Below are 16,589 nucleotides of genomic sequence, written 5' to 3'. Positions count from 1 at the left end.
ATGAAAAGAGGCCACATTATTACCATTCTTTTAGTGTGGTTTATTTGATCTCTCTCGCGGTTAGCCACTTAGTTTTTCATGGATTTCTAAAAATTGCCGAGGGGGAACAAGGCCGGTAGCTGCGACAGCAAATATAAAATTAGCCCAATACAACCGCCGACTAGCGTACCGTTGACACGGATAAACTGCAGATCTTTGCCGATATTTAACTCGATTTGCCGCGACATATCCCGCGCATCCCAGCTTTTTACCGTGTCGCTGATATGGCGCGTCAGGAATGCGGAAAACTCAGGCGCGACGCGGTGCGCGGCTTGTTCCAGATGACCATTTAACGACGCCCGCAAGGCATCATCGGCAATTAACGTTTCGCCAAACCATTGACCCGCCCGCGCGATACGTTCTTTCACACGAGAATCTTCACTGTTGATATCCACTTTCAGCCATTCCCGTAAATCCCCCCACAATTCACTGAGATAGCGGTTAAAAGCTTCATCTTCTTTCAGATAACTTTTTACGGCATCGGCTCGCGCTGCCATTTCAGGATCGTTTTTCAACTTGTCGATCAGGGCAAAGGTGGCGCGATCAAATGCATGGCGGATCTGATGCGCACGATCGCGGCTGATATCATCAAGCAAAGAATTCACCGCGTCAGAAACCAACTCCGCGCTATGTTCGCCCAGCCATTCAGTAGGCAAAATTTTGGCTTTCAGCGGATGCTCGCTCTCCAGCCAGCGAACAATTTGCTGGGCAATAAACTTGCGCGATTTATCGCGCTGGAGAAGGGCGATCAACTGTGCGATCAGCGTATCCAGCAGCACCTGATGACGATTGTTTTTGGTCATACTCTCCAGCATCAACGCACTGGTTCCGGAAAGATCGACCTTATCAATCGCCCGATGGACCGCGCGCTTAAGCAGGCGCTGAATACGCGCATCATCGGTCAGTTCAAGAAAACCGCTCATGATCTGCAACAGATGCTGACCAACGCGGCGGGCGTTCTCCGGCTGACTAAACCAGTTGCCAATCAACAACGCCGGTTCGTGACGTCGAATCAATGCCACCAGCGACTGGGTATCGAGAAATTTTTCCTGCACGAACTGACCGAGATTTTCGCCAATCCGGTCTTTATTACGCGGGATAATCGCCGTATGACGAGAAATGATCGGAATCGGCACGCGGCGAAACAGCGCCACCACCGCAAACCAGTCCGCCAGCGCGCCGACCATCGCCGCTTCAGCAATCGCCTTCACGCCGCTCACCCAAAAATTGGGCGGCAAAAACAGCGTAACGACAAAGGTAGCAGCGGCGATAAGCAGTAAAGAGAGCGCCAACATTTTGGCGCGTCTGAGTTCAATGAGTTTATTCATAACGTTAAGAATAGAGCCTGACGGCAGGATCGCGCAAAAATCACCGCTCCTCCGCCAGCTCGGCAGCCTGATGTTGGCGCACGCGATTGAGCAATCCTGCCAGGGTGAAAACGACGATAACGCCCGCCACGACGGCTAACAGATGAAACGGCAAGCGACCGCCGTTAAACCACAGCCAGCGGCCGATTTCGACCGAGACAGACATCACCATCAGGATCACCATATTCAGCGATGCGGAGACGGTCCCTTTCGGTAAGTTATTGGAAAAAAGCGTAAAGCGGAATAAGGTCGGGAAGATCAAACCAATCCCGAAAGCATACAGACTGGTGCCCAGCACCGACCACAGCCAGACGTGCGGTGACAGCAGATTGCCGATAATCAACAGCGCGAGGCCGACCAGTTGAATGGGTACGGCACGCCAGATAAAGCGCGGTTCGGTCGGATCTTTAACGAAACGCGCCACGATGGCATTCGCGACAATCACCGCGCCGAACACCGGAACCTGTGTCCAGGCGAACTGCGAAGTTGTTAAGCCGCCCGCGTCGATCAGGATCACCGGCGAGACAGCCACCCAACTCATCATTGGGATATAGCTTAAAGAGATGGTTGCTGCGCCAAAGAGGAACAGCCGATTGCAAAAGACATTACGAAAATCGCGCAAGACGCTTTTGGCGCTAAATGGAACCGCGCCGCGCTTCACCGTCTCTGGCATCGCCAGCAGTAAGCCAACAAATGAGATAAAACCCATAACCGCAATGATGGCAAAAAGGACTTTCCAGTGCACAAAGTGCATCAGAGCTGCGCCGGAAAGCGGGCCAATAATCGGCGCAATCAGTACGATGGAGGTGATAATCGCCATCAACTTAATCCCTTTTGTCTGTCCGAACGCCTCCTGCACCGTGACATAACCAACGGTAGCAATAAAACAGATACTGGTGCCCTGAATTGCACGCGCGATAAGAAACTGTGTCATAGACGTGGTGAACATTGTCGCAGCGCAGGCAAGGGTAAATATTAGCGCCCCGGTAATCAGCACCGGCCTGCGGCCAATCCTGTCGGAAAGTGGCCCCAGCAGCCACTGCAACGCCATACCGCCAGCGAGATAGAGACTGACGGCTGCCGGGGCCAGACTGACATCGGCATTAAAATCACGGACCACATTAATGATCCCCGGCTGGATCAGATCCGTCGACAGGTACGCGGCAAAGTCATACAAAATCAACGCCATCGGGAAAAACAGCGTGGCGGCATGGCGGGCAAAAAAACGTGGCATAACAAACAACTCCTTGTCCGGAGAACCCCAATGGGGAAAACGAAATTCAATACCGTCGGTAATGACGAAAGGCAGGCGAGAAGGACAAATGTACTGAATTTCATGTAATCAACCACTCTGCCTGTGAACACACAGACAGAGAAATACCTTCTGATTCCAGGTCAGAATGTATAACGATTACAAATAGTCATCAGCACATTACACCTCTTGAATTGATGGGTTGCATAGAAAATATACACCTTAAGTGTAATTAAAATTTGCGGTTAATCAAAAGAGCGCGGTGGAAAGGGGAATATCTGCCGGGTACAGGAAATGTAAAACGCGAGCCTGTTTCCGGAAAAATGTATCGTTTGCAGACGAACAAAAATAGCCTGGAAAGCGCCTCGGGGAACGAGAAATTGCCGGGTGAGAATGGTTTTGTTAGTCGCTAAAGTCGGGCCATCTTATCAACAGGTGACGGATCGCCATGACAAACTTCACGACCAGCACGCCGCATGACGCATTGTTTAAATCTTTTCTCACGCATCCGGATACCGCGCGGGATTTTATGGAGATCCACTTACCTAAAGATTTACGTGAACTGTGCGATCTCGACAGCTTAAAACTTGAATCCGCCAGCTTTGTCGATGAAAAATTGCGGGCGCTACATTCCGATATTCTGTGGTCGGTAAAGACCCGCGAAGGCGATGGCTATATTTATGTGGTGATTGAACATCAGAGCCGCGAGGATATTCATATGGCCTTTCGCCTGATGCGCTATTCTATGGCGGTGATGCAGCGCCATATCGAGCATGATAAACGCCAGCCGCTACCGCTGGTCATCCCGATGCTGTTTTATCACGGTAGCCGTAGTCCTTACCCCTGGTCCCTGTGCTGGCTGGACGAATTTGCCGACCCGACTACCGCACGGAAAGTTTATACCGCCGCGTTCCCGCTGGTGGATGTCACTGTCGTGCCAGACGACGAGATTGTGCAGCACCGCAGAGTCGCTCTGTTGGAGTTGATCCAAAAGCATATTCGCCAGCGCGATCTGATGGAGCTTATCGATCAACTGGCAGTATTACTGGTTACAGGGTGCGCTAATGACAGCCAGATAACCGCGCTGTTAAATTACATTTTACTGACTGGCGATGAAGCGCGTTTTAAGGCGTTTATCAGCGAACTTACCAGGCGAATGCCACACCACAGGGAGCGAATAATGACAATTGCAGAGCGAATTCATAATGATGGATGGCTGTTGGGAAGGGAGAAAGGGAAAGAAGAAGGGGAACAGCGCCTCCTCCGATTGTTGTTGCAGAATGGGGCAGATCCTGAATGGATACAAAAGATTACCGGACTTTCGGCAGAGCAAATGCAGGCATTAGAGCAGCCCTTGCCTGAAAGCAAGCGCGAACCATGGATCGAATACTAATCAGAGGCTGATGACAAACGCAAAGCAGCCTGATGTGCTACGCTTATCAGGTCTACATAACCCATTAAATATATTGAACTTTAAAAATTTTGTAGACCTGGTAAGGCGTTCACATAGCATCCGGCATGAACAAAGCGCACTTTGCCTAAGCCATGCTGTAACGTGGCGATGACCCTGCAAAGATAAAACGAGTTACAGGCGATTCGTGAGAGTAAATCAGGGGCCTCGGCACTAATTCGAATTTATTCCATTGCCCGATACACGGCATCGCCAATTTGCTTTAGTGCTTCGCGATAGGTTTCGCTGAGCGGCAAAGCGCAGTTGATGCGCAGACAATTACGGTATTTGCCGGAAGCCGAGAAAATCGAGCCTGCTGCCACCTGGATTTTCATGCGGTACAGCTGCCGCGCGACGCAGACCATATCGACCTGTTCAGGCAATTCGATCCACAGTAAAAATCCGCCTTTCGGGCGCGTAATACAGATTTCGCAGGGAAAATATTCCCGTATCCAGCAGGTATAAAGCGCCAGATTGCGCTGATAAGTCTGCCGCATCCGCCGGATATGGCGATGATAGTGACCTTCCAGCACAAACGTTGCCGCCGCCATTTGCGTGGACGGCACATTAAAGCTGCTGATGGCGTATTTCATATGCATCAGTTTATCGTGATAACGCCCCGGTGCGACCCAACCCACGCGCAGGCCTGGTGCAATGCTTTTACTGAACGAGCTGCACAACAGCACTCGCCCGTCGATATCCCAGGAATGAATGGTCCGCGGGCGCGGATACTCCGTTGCCAGTTCGCCGTAGACATCATCTTCAAAAATCACAATATCATGACGCTGAGCGAGAGAGAGAACGGCCCGTTTGCGCGCGTCCGGCATAATAAATCCCAGCGGATTATTACAGTTTGGCACCAGAATGATGCCTTTAATCGGCCACTGTTCCAGCGCCAGTTCCAGCGCTTCAACGCTGATGCCAGTTTCTGGATCGGTTGGGATTTCAATCACTTTCACGCCCATACCGCGCAGCATCTGCATCGAACCGTAATAACAGGGGGATTCGACCGCGACAATATCGCCCGGTTTACACACCGCCATTAACGCCAGCGACATCGAGTTATGGCAGCCGCTGGTGATAATGATGTCATCGGCGGTGACCACCGAGCCGCTGTCGAGCATCAGGCGGGCAACCTGCTCACGCAATACCCGCTGACCGGCTAACAAGTCATAACCGAGAACGGTTTGCAGATTATGCTGCACCACCCGGCTTAGCTCCCGCCACAGCGGTTTCAGGCTGGGCGTTTCGACATCCGGCGTGCTTTTGCTTAACGGAACAATGGAACTGTCGCTATGCGCTTCCAGCATATCCAGCACCTGATCCCACTGGGTAATTTCCACCGGACGCTGCACCGGACGCGTCATTGGTGGCACTGGCGGCTGGGCTTTACGTTGTGCGACAAAATAACCCGAACGCGGCTGTGGGGTGATGAGCTTCATCGTCTCCAGCGTCTGATACGCCTGCTGCACGGTGCTGATGCTGACGCCGTGCTCCTGGCTTAAGCTGCGCACCGACGGCAATTTCTCCCCGTGACGATACAGCCCTTGCTCAATCCGCTCGGCAAGTAGAGTCGCCAGATGTTGATAACGCGTCATGCTGTATTCCTTATTTGGACCATACAGAGAGAAAAACCGGTACAGATGAGGCTAAAAAACCGGATGCAGATGCTGTTTTAACCTGTCTGTATGTTAAATAAAACTAATATTTGCATCTGTATTGTGAACTGCCAGAAGACGGATGATGAAGCCTCTGAAAGATGAGGAGGCAGCAGATGGAATTTCACGAAAACAAAGCCAAAACGCCGTTTATCGGCCTAGTGCAACTCTGGCAGGAGGTGAGGCGTTGGCGGCGGCAAATGCAGACCCGACGAGTGTTACAGCAGATGAGTGATGAACGGTTGAGGGATATCGGGTTACGCAGGGAGGATGTGGAGTGAGGGGGGATATAAATTTATATAATAAAACGTTTTTATGTTTTTAAATTAAGTTATAAAAATTTTCCCGAGACTATTCATCAATAGGTATGGAGTGTACAGGAATATCTTCTTCACTAACCTCTTTAAACTCATGTCGATAATGGTCAAAAAACGCACAGTGATTACTTGTGTTTTTTGACTGACTTTACAACTCTCATTATTCGCTATTGTGAAGTTTCTCTAATTGTTTTATATCCTGGAAAGTTAAATGTTAGTTACTGCATACTTTTTTATTTTTTGAGATTTATTTTCATTTGAAATTATAAAGTCAGGTGATAAATGAGTTGTGATTAATAGATAGTTGATATCATTTTTATCTAAAATTGATTTATGGTGCCGACCTGAAAAATTAGCTATTGCCGCCTGATTAATTATACGATATTTTTAAAGGTTTTCTTTCAAATTAGAAATATTCTGGGGTTTTGTTTTTGTATCTTTTATCTCTAAGGAGCTTGCTTTGGGTCAATCAGAATACATTTCATGGGTAAAATGTACTTCCTGGCTAAGTAACTTTGTGAATCTTAGAGGGTTGAGACAACCGGATGGCCGTCCTCTTTATGAATATCATGCAACCAATGATGAATATAACCAATTAACGCAGCTACTCCGTGCAGTCGGTCAATCACAATCTAATATATGTAATAAGGACTTTGCTGCCTGTTTTGTTCTTTTTTGCTCTGAGTGGTACCGCAGGGATTATGAACGGCAATGCGGATGGACGTGGGACCCTATATATAAAAAAATAGGGATTTCATTTACCGCCACAGAGCTTGGTACCATCGTACCGAAAGGGATGGACGATTACTGGCTGCGCCCAATTCGATTTTATGAATCTGAACGACGCAATTTTCTCGGAACATTATTCAGTGAAGGTGGTTTACCTTTCCGGTTACTCAAAGAATCAGACAGTCGCTTTCTGGCTGTTTTCTCCAGGATCCTTGGACAATATGAGCAAGCAAAGCAGTCAGGTTTTTCTGCCCTTTCGCTGGCAAGAGCCGTCATAGAAAAATCAGCGCTGCCAACTGTTTTTAGCGAAGATACTTCTGTAGAACTTATCAGTCATATGGCTGATAACCTCAATTCCTTAGTACTTACTCACAACCTAATAAATCACAAAGAACCAGTACAACAGCTTGATAAGGTTCACCCTACCTGGCGAAGCGAGTTTCCAATACCGTTAGATGATGAAACAGGAACGCATTTTTTGAATGGACTGCTATGCGCAGCCTCTGTAGAGGCTAAGCCTCGACTACAAAAAAATAAGAGTACGCGTTGCCAATTCTATTGGTCAGAAAAGCATCCAGATGAGCTTAGGGCGATAGTATCTCTCCCTGACGAAGTTTCCTTTCCTGTAACAAGCGAGCCGTCAACTACGCGCTTTGAACTTGCCATTTGTGAAGATGGTGAGGAAGTCTCTGGCCTTGGGCCAGCTTATGCTTCCCTGGAAAACAGACAGGCAACAGTTCGATTACGTAAAAGCGAAGTGAGATTTGTCAGGCAAAATCCATCGGCAGGTTTGTCGTTAGTGGCTCGTGCTGGAGGGATGATTGTTGGGAGCATTAAACTTGATGACAGTGAAATTGCCATTGGTGAGGTGCCGTTAACCTTCATCGTTGATGCAGATCAATGGCTGTTACAGGGACAGGCCTCCTGTAGTGTGCAAAGCAGCGATGTTCTGATTGTGCTCCCTCGGGACAATAGTACTGTTGCTGGTTTTGATGGCCAATCGAGTGCAGTAAACGTATTAGGACTTAAAGCGCTGCCTGTTAAGGGATGTCAGGACGTTACAGTTACAGCAAATGAAACTTATCGGATTCGCACCGGAAGAGAACAAATCAGCATCGGAAGATTTGCTCTAAATGGAAAGCGTGCAAGCTGGGTTTGTCATCCAGATGAGACATTTATTGGTGTACCAAAAGTCATTTCTACACTACCAGATATTCAAAGCATTGATGTAACGCGTTACCTGAGCGGAATTTCAATTGAGCAATGTCATATACAAGAGATGCTGGGGGCTCAATATCTTTCTATCCGTAATAGTAATAATGAAACGCTCTTGCGTCGCAAAATCGGTATCTTGCCTGCTGATTTCAGTATTGAGATAAAAGGTGGAATGCACGCAAATGAAGGCACTATCGTAATCACCACACAGCATCCTTGTGTAGCAAAACTTAAAGATAAAACATTGGAGGCTACACGTAAGCGTACTGAGGGGCGAACAGAGATACAACTTAAAGCGGAAGGGGTACCTCCGGCATTTATTACATTACAAGTTCTGCCTAATTTGGCGGCTGACCCCATCGACATTGAGTTACCTTTTCCCGCTAAAGGCTGTCTCGCTCTTGATGTAAACGGACGTCCTCTGGATAAAAACATTACGCTGCATGATCTGCTGGGTTCCAGAGCGTTTCTGTTCTCCAGAAATGGTGAGCCGACAAAATATACATTGCAGTTGTATTTGCGCTCCGTTAGTGGATTACAGGCATGGCATGAATGGTGTTATACGGCGTTGAGCGATCGTCCTGTTGAATTGAATCTCTATAGTCTGCGCGAACATATTGAGAACCTGATTTCACTTGAGGCAGGTATTGATCAGGTTGTTGAGATGCGTATTACGGGGGCAGGTGTGGTCATGGCCTGGCAAATTCGTCGCTATAAATACAGCCTGCGCTATGATTATGAAAAAGAACTATTACTCAGCCAGTCAGTGAACCATCGTGCTGGGCAGATTCCTTCCCCCGTTATCATGCTGTTAAGTGAACCCGAGAGGAAATCCATTCCCTTAGCATCTAGAATGAGCGAGGGAGTGCCTGTCGGTGAATATGAGTTGAGCTCAATCGTTAACAAAAATGGACCGTGGTTGGTTGTCCCTAAACCGGGTGAAGAGATGGCTTTTCGTCCCTGCTTCATTCGTGGCGAATCTTCGTTACCGGTAGAAGAAAGCAACATCCGCTCATTGCAGAAAGCGACCCAGCTTTTTAATCCACAGGCAGAAGTTAATACCATCACACGGGTTCTCGGACAGATGGCTAACGATCCTGCCCATTCCGGCTGGCAATTTATGCGTAGCCTGTACGATCAATTCGGGTATTTACCACTGGCAACCTTTGAAGTATGGCGTGCACTGGTGCAGCATCCGCAGGCATTGGCAATGTCGCTCTTCAAATTTGAAATGTCAGCAGAGTACCTGAGTCGTATTGAGAATGAGTTCCCTATTTTATGGGAGTTTTTCCCCATCTTTGAGATCAAAGCTGCATCTGAGCGTTTCAAATTGTTCCTGAGCCAAAAAGGTGCACCGGAGGAAACCCAAAAATTACTGGTTACTAATATGTTTCAACGGCTGGGGCTCGTGTTCCCGACATATGCCGATGAAATTGAGAAATGGTTAAGTAACGGATATCTCCCTCCGTCTATTCCTGAATCTTGTGTCCACGGGTGGTATCAGGAGCTCTTACGTGAGCACAGTGAGGCTCGCTGGCCTGAATATGGCTGTAAGCGTCTGTATGAATGGATGATGTCACAAAAAAATCCAGTGATTGGTATTAATCCTGATGCAGATTACCGCTATTCCGTGGCCTGGTTACCCGTCTTCGCCGCAGCGGTGGCAAGCGGAAATGCTTCTTTTGAATCTGTATTTGACCGTAAACCCGGTGCCGTATTTTTCCTGAGGCAAGTCAGGGATTTCGATTCCCGCTGGTTTAAGGCCATCTTCCAGTGCAGCCTGTTGCGTTATGTTGCTAAAAAATAAAAAGGAATAAGGATGACTACACGCTATTTTTCGTCACTTATTGAACAATCGTTGTCTCGTTCAACTGAAGCAACGCTCAGTATCATGGGCGTTACAAACCCGCAGTTGCGTGAACATCTCGCGCAACAAATGGGGGCTGATTGTGGGAAACCGGGCTCATTCCTTGCTTCTCCGGTATTCCAGCAAATGTTTGGATGGAAGGAGTCAAATCACACGATGCGCAGCCTGACGGAAGGCAACGCATTGTTGAGCAAAGCAGTGGTTGATTCACTGGATAATCAGAGTAATGGCCGGTACCGATTTGGTGCTGACTGGAAGCCTTTTACACACCAGTTAGCCAGTTGGAAAGCTTTGCTGGAAAAGAAACATTCAGTGGTGGTAACCAGTGGTACGGGTTCAGGTAAAACGGAATGTTTTATGGTTCCGGTGCTGGAAGATCTTTACCGGGAACTGCATGAAAATGGCAACAATCCGTTGGTCGGTGTCCGAGCCCTTTTTCTCTATCCATTGAACGCCTTGATTAATTCACAGCGCGAGCGTCTGGATGCCTGGACGCGTGGTTTTGGTACTGGAATCCGCTACTGCTTGTATAACGGAAATACAGAAGAGCTCCACGCAAAAATGAAAACAGTGCAGGATAATAGACCAAATGAAGTCTTATCCCGTGAAAAGATGCGTCTGGAGCCAGCCCCGATTCTGGTGACCAACGGCACGATGCTGGAATATATGATGGTTCGCCAGGTCGACGCCCCGATTATCCAGCAATCCAAAGCACAAAAATCACTACGCTGGATTGTACTGGATGAAGCGCATACCTATGTCGGGTCGCAGGCCGCTGAACTGGCACTCCAGCTGCGTCGTGTGATGACAGCGTTTGGCGTGACGCCAGATGATGTGCGCTTTGTAGCGACCTCTGCGACCATTGCCGGCAGCGACGCCGAAAAGCAGCTGAAAAAATTTCTCTCTGAATTATCCGGTATCCCGCAGGAGCGCATCGATGTTCTGGACGGAAGTCGGGTGATTCCTGAACTGGAACCATCCAAAAACGTTTCTGTTCCGTTAGACGAAATAGAGCAAATACCTGATCTGGATCTAAAAGATAAAAATGATAATAAAATTAAAGGGATAAGTCCTGAGCGCTTTTATGCGCTCACGCACTCCCCCGAAGCACGTTACATACGCGAGATGTTGGTCAAACATCCCAATCCAATGAAGCTGGATGAGATGACAGAGCGGTTAAACATACTGACAAAACAGCATCACAGCCAGCATGAAGTACTGCGTTGGATCGACGTCTGTTCAGGGACCCAACCTAATGCAAAGGATCCCGCATTTCTTAAAGTCAGGGCGCATATCTTCCAGCGTAATACCCAGGGAATATGGGCTTGTGTGGATAAAGATTGCAGGTTAAAGCACGGTACACCGCTCGAAAAAGGCTGGCCCTTTGGCTATGTATATGTGAACCAGCGACAAAATTGCGATTGTGGAAGCCCTGTTTACGAAGTGGCGTTCTGTAATGATTGTAATGAACCTCATCTTCTGGCGCGGGACAAAAAGGGCAAACTAGTCCAGTGGGAAAATAAAGGTGGCGATGAATTCTCTTTGCAGGATGAAGTACCTGTTGAACATGACGCTACAGCGGAAAAAGTCGAAAAAGAGAACAGTTTCCAGCCTCCGTTGATTATTGCCGCAGGAGAGACCAGCGAGGCCGGTTATACCCTACAACGCCTCGACCGCCAGACGCGCCGTATTGGCGTTATTAACAATGACAGCATTCCGCTGATTATTAATGATGTTGAACAGGTTTGTAGTGCCAGTGGCTGTGGCTACAGAGGCATGAGTGGGAAACAGCCCTTCCGGCGTGCACTATTAGGTGGGCCATTTTACGTTACTAATATCGTGCCCACCGTTCTAGAGTATTGTCAGGACTTTACCAGTGATGAAGGCAAAGAGGGCGTCGGACCAGATTCGTTGCCAGGACGAGGTCGTCGACTCATCACCTTTACAGACAGTCGACAAGGGACAGCCCGAATGGCGGTGCGTATGCAGCAAGAAGCAGAACGCAGTCGCTTACGCGGAAGCGTAGTCGAAATTCTCAGCTGGCATCAAAGGACGCAAACGTCTACAGCGCCGAATGCCAATGCCGATCTGGAAAAATTAGCGACCAGGGCGAAGCAAGCCCGTGAGCAGGCAGAAGAATATCGAAGCTGGGGAATGCCAGACCAGGCGAAATTGTCACAAGCGCAGGCTGAACAGCTTGAACAGGCTTATCAGTTTGCAATCGGCGGAAAAGCAGCAACCACCCTAGTATCCCGCACCTGGACTGAAATGGTTAACGAGCTTAAAGATAAAGCCGATATCCGTGGCCCGGTTCTGAAATATAACTACTATTTGAAGCCTGAAGTGTTTAATGAAAACGGCGGGCCTCTAAAGCTTTCTGAAATGTTGTTGTTCCGGGAATTCATGCGTCGCCCTAAACGGACTAACAGCCTGGAAACACAGGGGCTGGTTCAGGTTGGTTACCTGGGACTGGAGAAAATACATAAGCTCCCTATGCACTGGCAGGAAAGGGAATTAACGCTGGATGACTGGCGCGATTTTCTCAAGGTTACGTTGGATCATTACGTTCGCGAGAGCAACTTCACACAGCTGGATGATGAGCTGAAAAACTGGATTGGTAGCCGTTTTTCATCAAAATTCGTCCGTAACCCGGAATCAAAAGATCCTGAAGATAATCAGAATAGACGCTGGCCTCAAATTCGTAATGGCAACGTATCCCATCGTTTAGCGAAGTTACTGATGCTGGGGGCTGGATTCAAAACCGTCAATACGGCGACTATTGATATTATCAATACATGGCTGAAAGAAGCATGGGCCCAACTTACCGGACCGCTTGCAGTACTGAAACCCGATGGCAACCGTTTTTATTTACCGAAAGAGCATATGACTTTTTCTTTAATCACGGATGCCTGGATTTGCCCGGTAACCAATAAAATCCTGGATACGGCTTTTAAAGGCTTAACCCCTTATCTGCCTACCCATATTTCGTTCGAGCATCTTACCCAGGCGCAATATGACACTTTTGTCGCGCAGAAAGTCACCATGCCGGAAATCTGGAAGCTGGATCGTTCACAGGAAGACTACGCAGAGGGTCTGGCAAAAGCACGCGACTGGGTCAGCAATGATCCGCTGATCGCACAATTGCGGTCAGAAAACGTCTGGACAGACATCAACGATCGTGTCGTGGAAGGCGGTTTCTACTATCGCACTGCCGAGCACTCTGCCCAGCAGTCGTCAGAACGCCTGCAAAGCTATGAAAAGATGTTCAAGAACGGGCAACTAAATGTTCTCAACTGTTCCACCACCATGGAAATGGGGGTTGATATCGGGGGCATTACAGCGGTGGTAATGAACAATGTACCGCCACATCCTGCCAACTATTTACAGCGCGCCGGGCGAGCCGGGCGTAGTAAAGAGTCGCGTGCGATCTCTTACACCCTATGCAAAGGTAACCCACACGACCAACAGGTTTTTGCCAACCCGCTCTGGCCGTTTGAAACCATGATCCCGGCACCCATGGTCGCGATGAACTCCGCCCGACTGGTACAACGTCACGTCAATGCATTATTACTGTCCGACTTTTTATGTAACGTTATTGGCGAAACCGATAAAGAGAAAACCAGCCTCGATAGCCTCTGGTTTTTCGGTGAAGATGACGGGCAGTCAAAATGCGAACGCTTTAAAATCTGGCTGGAACGCCCGGTTCTTGATATCGACACGGCGCTGGAACGGCTGGTGAAAGGTACGGCGTTGCATGGTGCAAGAGCTGAACATCTGCGGGATAAAACAATCAGCGCGATCACCTTCCTGCAACAGCGGTGGCTCTCCGTTTATCGCGATCTCGTGACCCAGGAGCGTGAGTCGCAGCCACAAACGCCTTATCGTAAGCGCATAGAGCTGGAGAAGAAACGACACTGTGGAGAGTATCTGCTGCGCGATCTGGCTGCCAGAACTTTCCTGCCGGGATACGGCTTCCCGACAGATGTAGTGACGTTTGATAACTTCACAATGGAAGATTATATCCGCGAAAAATTGCAAAAAAGTCGTGATAAAAAGGACCGTGAAGATAACGTCTCCCGTTATAAAGGATTACCTTCCCGTAACCTCGGTGTTGCCATTCGTGAATATGCACCGGGAGCAGAGATCATTCTTGATGGCCGTGTCTTCCGCTCTGCCGGTGTCTCACTGCACTGGCACAATATTAATGCTGATACCAATGAAGCCCAGCGTCTGGATTGTGCCTGGCGCTGTCACAAATGCGGGACCATTGGCTATGAAGAGGGGATGAGCAGTTCCGGGATGCTCTTTTGCTCCAATAGCGCCTGCGGCGAAAAAATAATCATGGATAATCGCCGTCAGGTGTTGCAGCCTGCCGGGTTTGTCACCGATGCACACGCTCCGGTAACGAACAATATTGAAACCATGAAATTCGTCCCGGTTGTCCCCGCCTGGGTCTTTGTTAAAGCAGAGCCCGTACCGTTGCCTAACCCGCTAATGGGTTATATGGCTTCTGGGGCTGATGGGCATGTTTTCCAGCAAAGTCTGGGGGAAGGTGGACACGGTTATGCATTGTGTCTGAGCTGTGGCCGTGCGGAGTCGATGCTGAATGAAAATGATGCTCCGAAAAGTATGGAAGCTCACTATCCACCGCGTCCGGGTAAAGCGGACCGCGACAGCCAGAATCATCGTCTGATTTGCCCAGGTTCGACGGCACTCATGAAGAACGTCACCCTGGGCGCACTGGCGCGCACCGATGTCTTTGAAATGGTTCTGCGCAAACCGCAAAAAGGCGAGTATCTGCCAGATAACACAGAAGAGGGGCGGATTGTCGCTATGACTCTGGCGGTTGCTCTGCGTCAGGCGCTAGCGGGCGTTCTGGGTATCTCCGGCGCAGAACTCGGCTATTCTGTACGCCCGGTCAGACTGGAGGATGGGCAATCGGTATTAGCCGTTCAGCTTTATGATGTGATCAGCGGTGGTGCAGGTTTTGCCTCCAGCGCACCGGTACACATTGAAGCTATTTTGCAGGGAATGGTGAAACAGTTAGGTTGCCGCCATTGTGATACTGCATGTAGTGAATGCCTGCTTGATTCCCAGACTCGCCACGATCACGATTTGCTGGATCGCAAAGCGGCGCTGGCCTGGCTTGGCGATGACTTCACGTATTACATCGGTTTACCGGATGAAGAGACATTCTCGCTGCCGGATGCCCGCTACTGCCCTGGCGCTATTGGCGATACGATTCGCCGGGCGATTAACGAAGGCGCTGAAAAGCTCACCCTGTGGATGACCGGCGCGCCCAATGAGTGGGATTTATACGCCCGTCAGTTCCGCGCGGCGGTTCAGAGCTATCGGCTAAAAGACAACGTCGAGGTCGATCTTGTTATACCTGCGGGAGTGGATGACCCGGATCTGTTGTATGAACTATCGCAATTTACTGCGCTGGGTGTGCGGCTGTGCCATGTTGAACAGGATCTGCAATTGCCGATCGTTGCCCAGGTTACCTTTGCCGATCGCGTGATGACGCTGGCTTCTCGCAGCCAGCAGGCAACGATTCCGGGGCCGGAGTGGCACCTGAATGACGAACTGGTGGTGCGTAGTCTCGGTTATAAAACGGTAGAACTGAACGAGTTTATTCTGCCGGCTAAAGCCGCCAACGCTGTCGAGCGGGTCAAAGACATTCAGATCCACAAACAGTTGAATGGACCACTTTCGCAGTTTGGACAACGCTTCTGGGACGTGCTGTTTAACGACCATGAAGAAGCACAGTCACTGATGAATAACACGCGAATTACCGGCGTTCACTATACCGATCGCTATCTGCAAAACCCGGTTGCGCTGGCGTTGTTGGGATCAATTCTGAGACCGCTAAAAACAAAGCTGACCGATGGCGCTGAAGTGGCGCTGGATACGCTGTTTAAAGATAAAGATCGCCCCGGTAACCGGCCTTTCCATGACTGGATGAGCATAGCGGATTTTCAGGATTTCGCTGATCAGTGGTTTGCTGCTGCGCTGGGCAGGCCGATAGAACTAACGGTGTTCGACTCGCCGCGCGATATCCCTCACCATCGTAAACTGACGGTGACTTTTGAGGATGGTCAGGTTTTGAAGATCCGCTTCGATCAGGGGATGGGCTACTGGCGTATCAACTTTGCATCGCAATGGCATTACTTTGACTTCCGCGATGACGTTTCTTTCCAGTTAGTCAAAATGGCTCAGGCCTGCAATGAAGGAAATGTGGCCAACAGCGAAGAGAGCTGGGCAACGGATGTGCTGGTGGAGGTGAGCGCCTCCTGATGATGTGCCGCTCCCGATGTGGTGTCGGGAGCGTTTTTCCATTCAGGCAACTTTCTGTTTACCGGCAATCACCCCAATAAATTCCTGCACCTGCTTTTGTTTACGCGCCGACAGCTTGCACACCCTGCGCAGCGACTGCATCAGTTCGCTCTCTTCGGCGGCGGGTGGTTGAGCGGTGAGGACGATGCAGCCTTCCATCACTTTGACATCTACCGCCGTGCCGGTGGCAAAACCGGCGGCTTCCAGCCACTGACCTTTCAGGGTGATGGCGGGAATATGCGCGTGATCCGGGTAGCGGCTCGCATAACCGACGGTGACATGACGGTTATTTGCCGGAGAGACTTCTGCTTCGAACGGTTGTGCAATAGAATACGTGTCAGTCATAACTGCTATTCTCC

Annotated in this window: 8 protein-coding genes; 4 read left to right on the top strand and 4 right to left on the bottom strand. The window is 49.4% G+C overall.

Translation table 11 applies throughout. The annotated features are described in order from the left end of the window. Positions 1-86: 86 nt before the first annotated feature. Entirely contained in the window at positions 87-1,367 is a 1,281-nt protein-coding gene (locus tag ACJHYD_RS07180) for a DUF445 domain-containing protein (RefSeq protein ID WP_001037401.1), read from the bottom strand. A gap of 40 nt (positions 1,368-1,407) precedes the next feature. Next, on the bottom strand, positions 1,408-2,640 hold the full coding sequence (gene mdtM, locus ACJHYD_RS07175) for a multidrug efflux MFS transporter MdtM (protein ID WP_001137015.1): 1,233 nt from the start codon (positions 2,638-2,640) through the stop codon (positions 1,408-1,410). 466 nt (positions 2,641-3,106) lie between these two features. Here mdtM and ACJHYD_RS07170 point away from each other — a divergent pair, with 466 nt between their 5' ends. Continuing rightward, the gene (locus tag ACJHYD_RS07170) at positions 3,107-4,051 is read left to right on the top strand and encodes an Rpn family recombination-promoting nuclease/putative transposase (protein ID WP_000181156.1); all 945 of its coding nucleotides are present in this window, start codon (positions 3,107-3,109) and stop codon (positions 4,049-4,051) included. 242 nt (positions 4,052-4,293) lie between these two features. Here the strand turns inward: ACJHYD_RS07170 and ACJHYD_RS07165 are convergent, their stop codons facing one another. Further along, positions 4,294-5,706, bottom strand: a complete 1,413-nt coding sequence (locus ACJHYD_RS07165; protein WP_000199317.1) for a PLP-dependent aminotransferase family protein — start codon at positions 5,704-5,706, stop codon at positions 4,294-4,296. A gap of 176 nt (positions 5,707-5,882) precedes the next feature. Here ACJHYD_RS07165 and ACJHYD_RS07160 point away from each other — a divergent pair, with 176 nt between their 5' ends. The 3 genes from ACJHYD_RS07160 to ACJHYD_RS07150 all read left to right on the top strand — a co-directional run bounded on the left by ACJHYD_RS07160 (position 5,883) and on the right by ACJHYD_RS07150 (position 16,191). Then, positions 5,883-6,047 (top strand): DUF1127 domain-containing protein, encoded by a 165-nt coding sequence (locus tag ACJHYD_RS07160; RefSeq protein WP_000394267.1) that lies wholly within the window; start codon positions 5,883-5,885, stop codon positions 6,045-6,047. A 496-nt stretch (positions 6,048-6,543) separates the two neighbouring features. Further along, complete coding sequence (yjiT, locus tag ACJHYD_RS07155) at positions 6,544-9,834, top strand: protein YjiT (protein ID WP_016239407.1); 3,291 nt, start codon at positions 6,544-6,546, stop codon at positions 9,832-9,834. A 12-nt stretch (positions 9,835-9,846) separates the two neighbouring features. Next, a complete protein-coding gene (locus ACJHYD_RS07150; protein ID WP_000213434.1) occupies positions 9,847-16,191 on the top strand; it encodes a DEAD/DEAH box helicase in 6,345 nt (2,114 codons plus the stop codon). Positions 16,192-16,233: 42 nt separating this feature from the next. On the opposite strand, the gene symE is transcribed toward ACJHYD_RS07150, so the two are convergent. Then, the gene (gene symE, locus ACJHYD_RS07145) at positions 16,234-16,575 is read right to left on the bottom strand and encodes an endoribonuclease SymE (RefSeq protein ID WP_000132864.1); all 342 of its coding nucleotides are present in this window, start codon (positions 16,573-16,575) and stop codon (positions 16,234-16,236) included. Positions 16,576-16,589 lie beyond the last annotated feature (14 nt).

The organism is Escherichia sp. WS1368, assembly GCF_046487485.1.
Lineage (GTDB): Bacteria > Pseudomonadota > Gammaproteobacteria > Enterobacterales > Enterobacteriaceae > Escherichia > Escherichia coli.
Note: the sequence above shows the minus strand (reverse complement) of the source record. Positions and strands in the feature narration are given on the sequence as shown.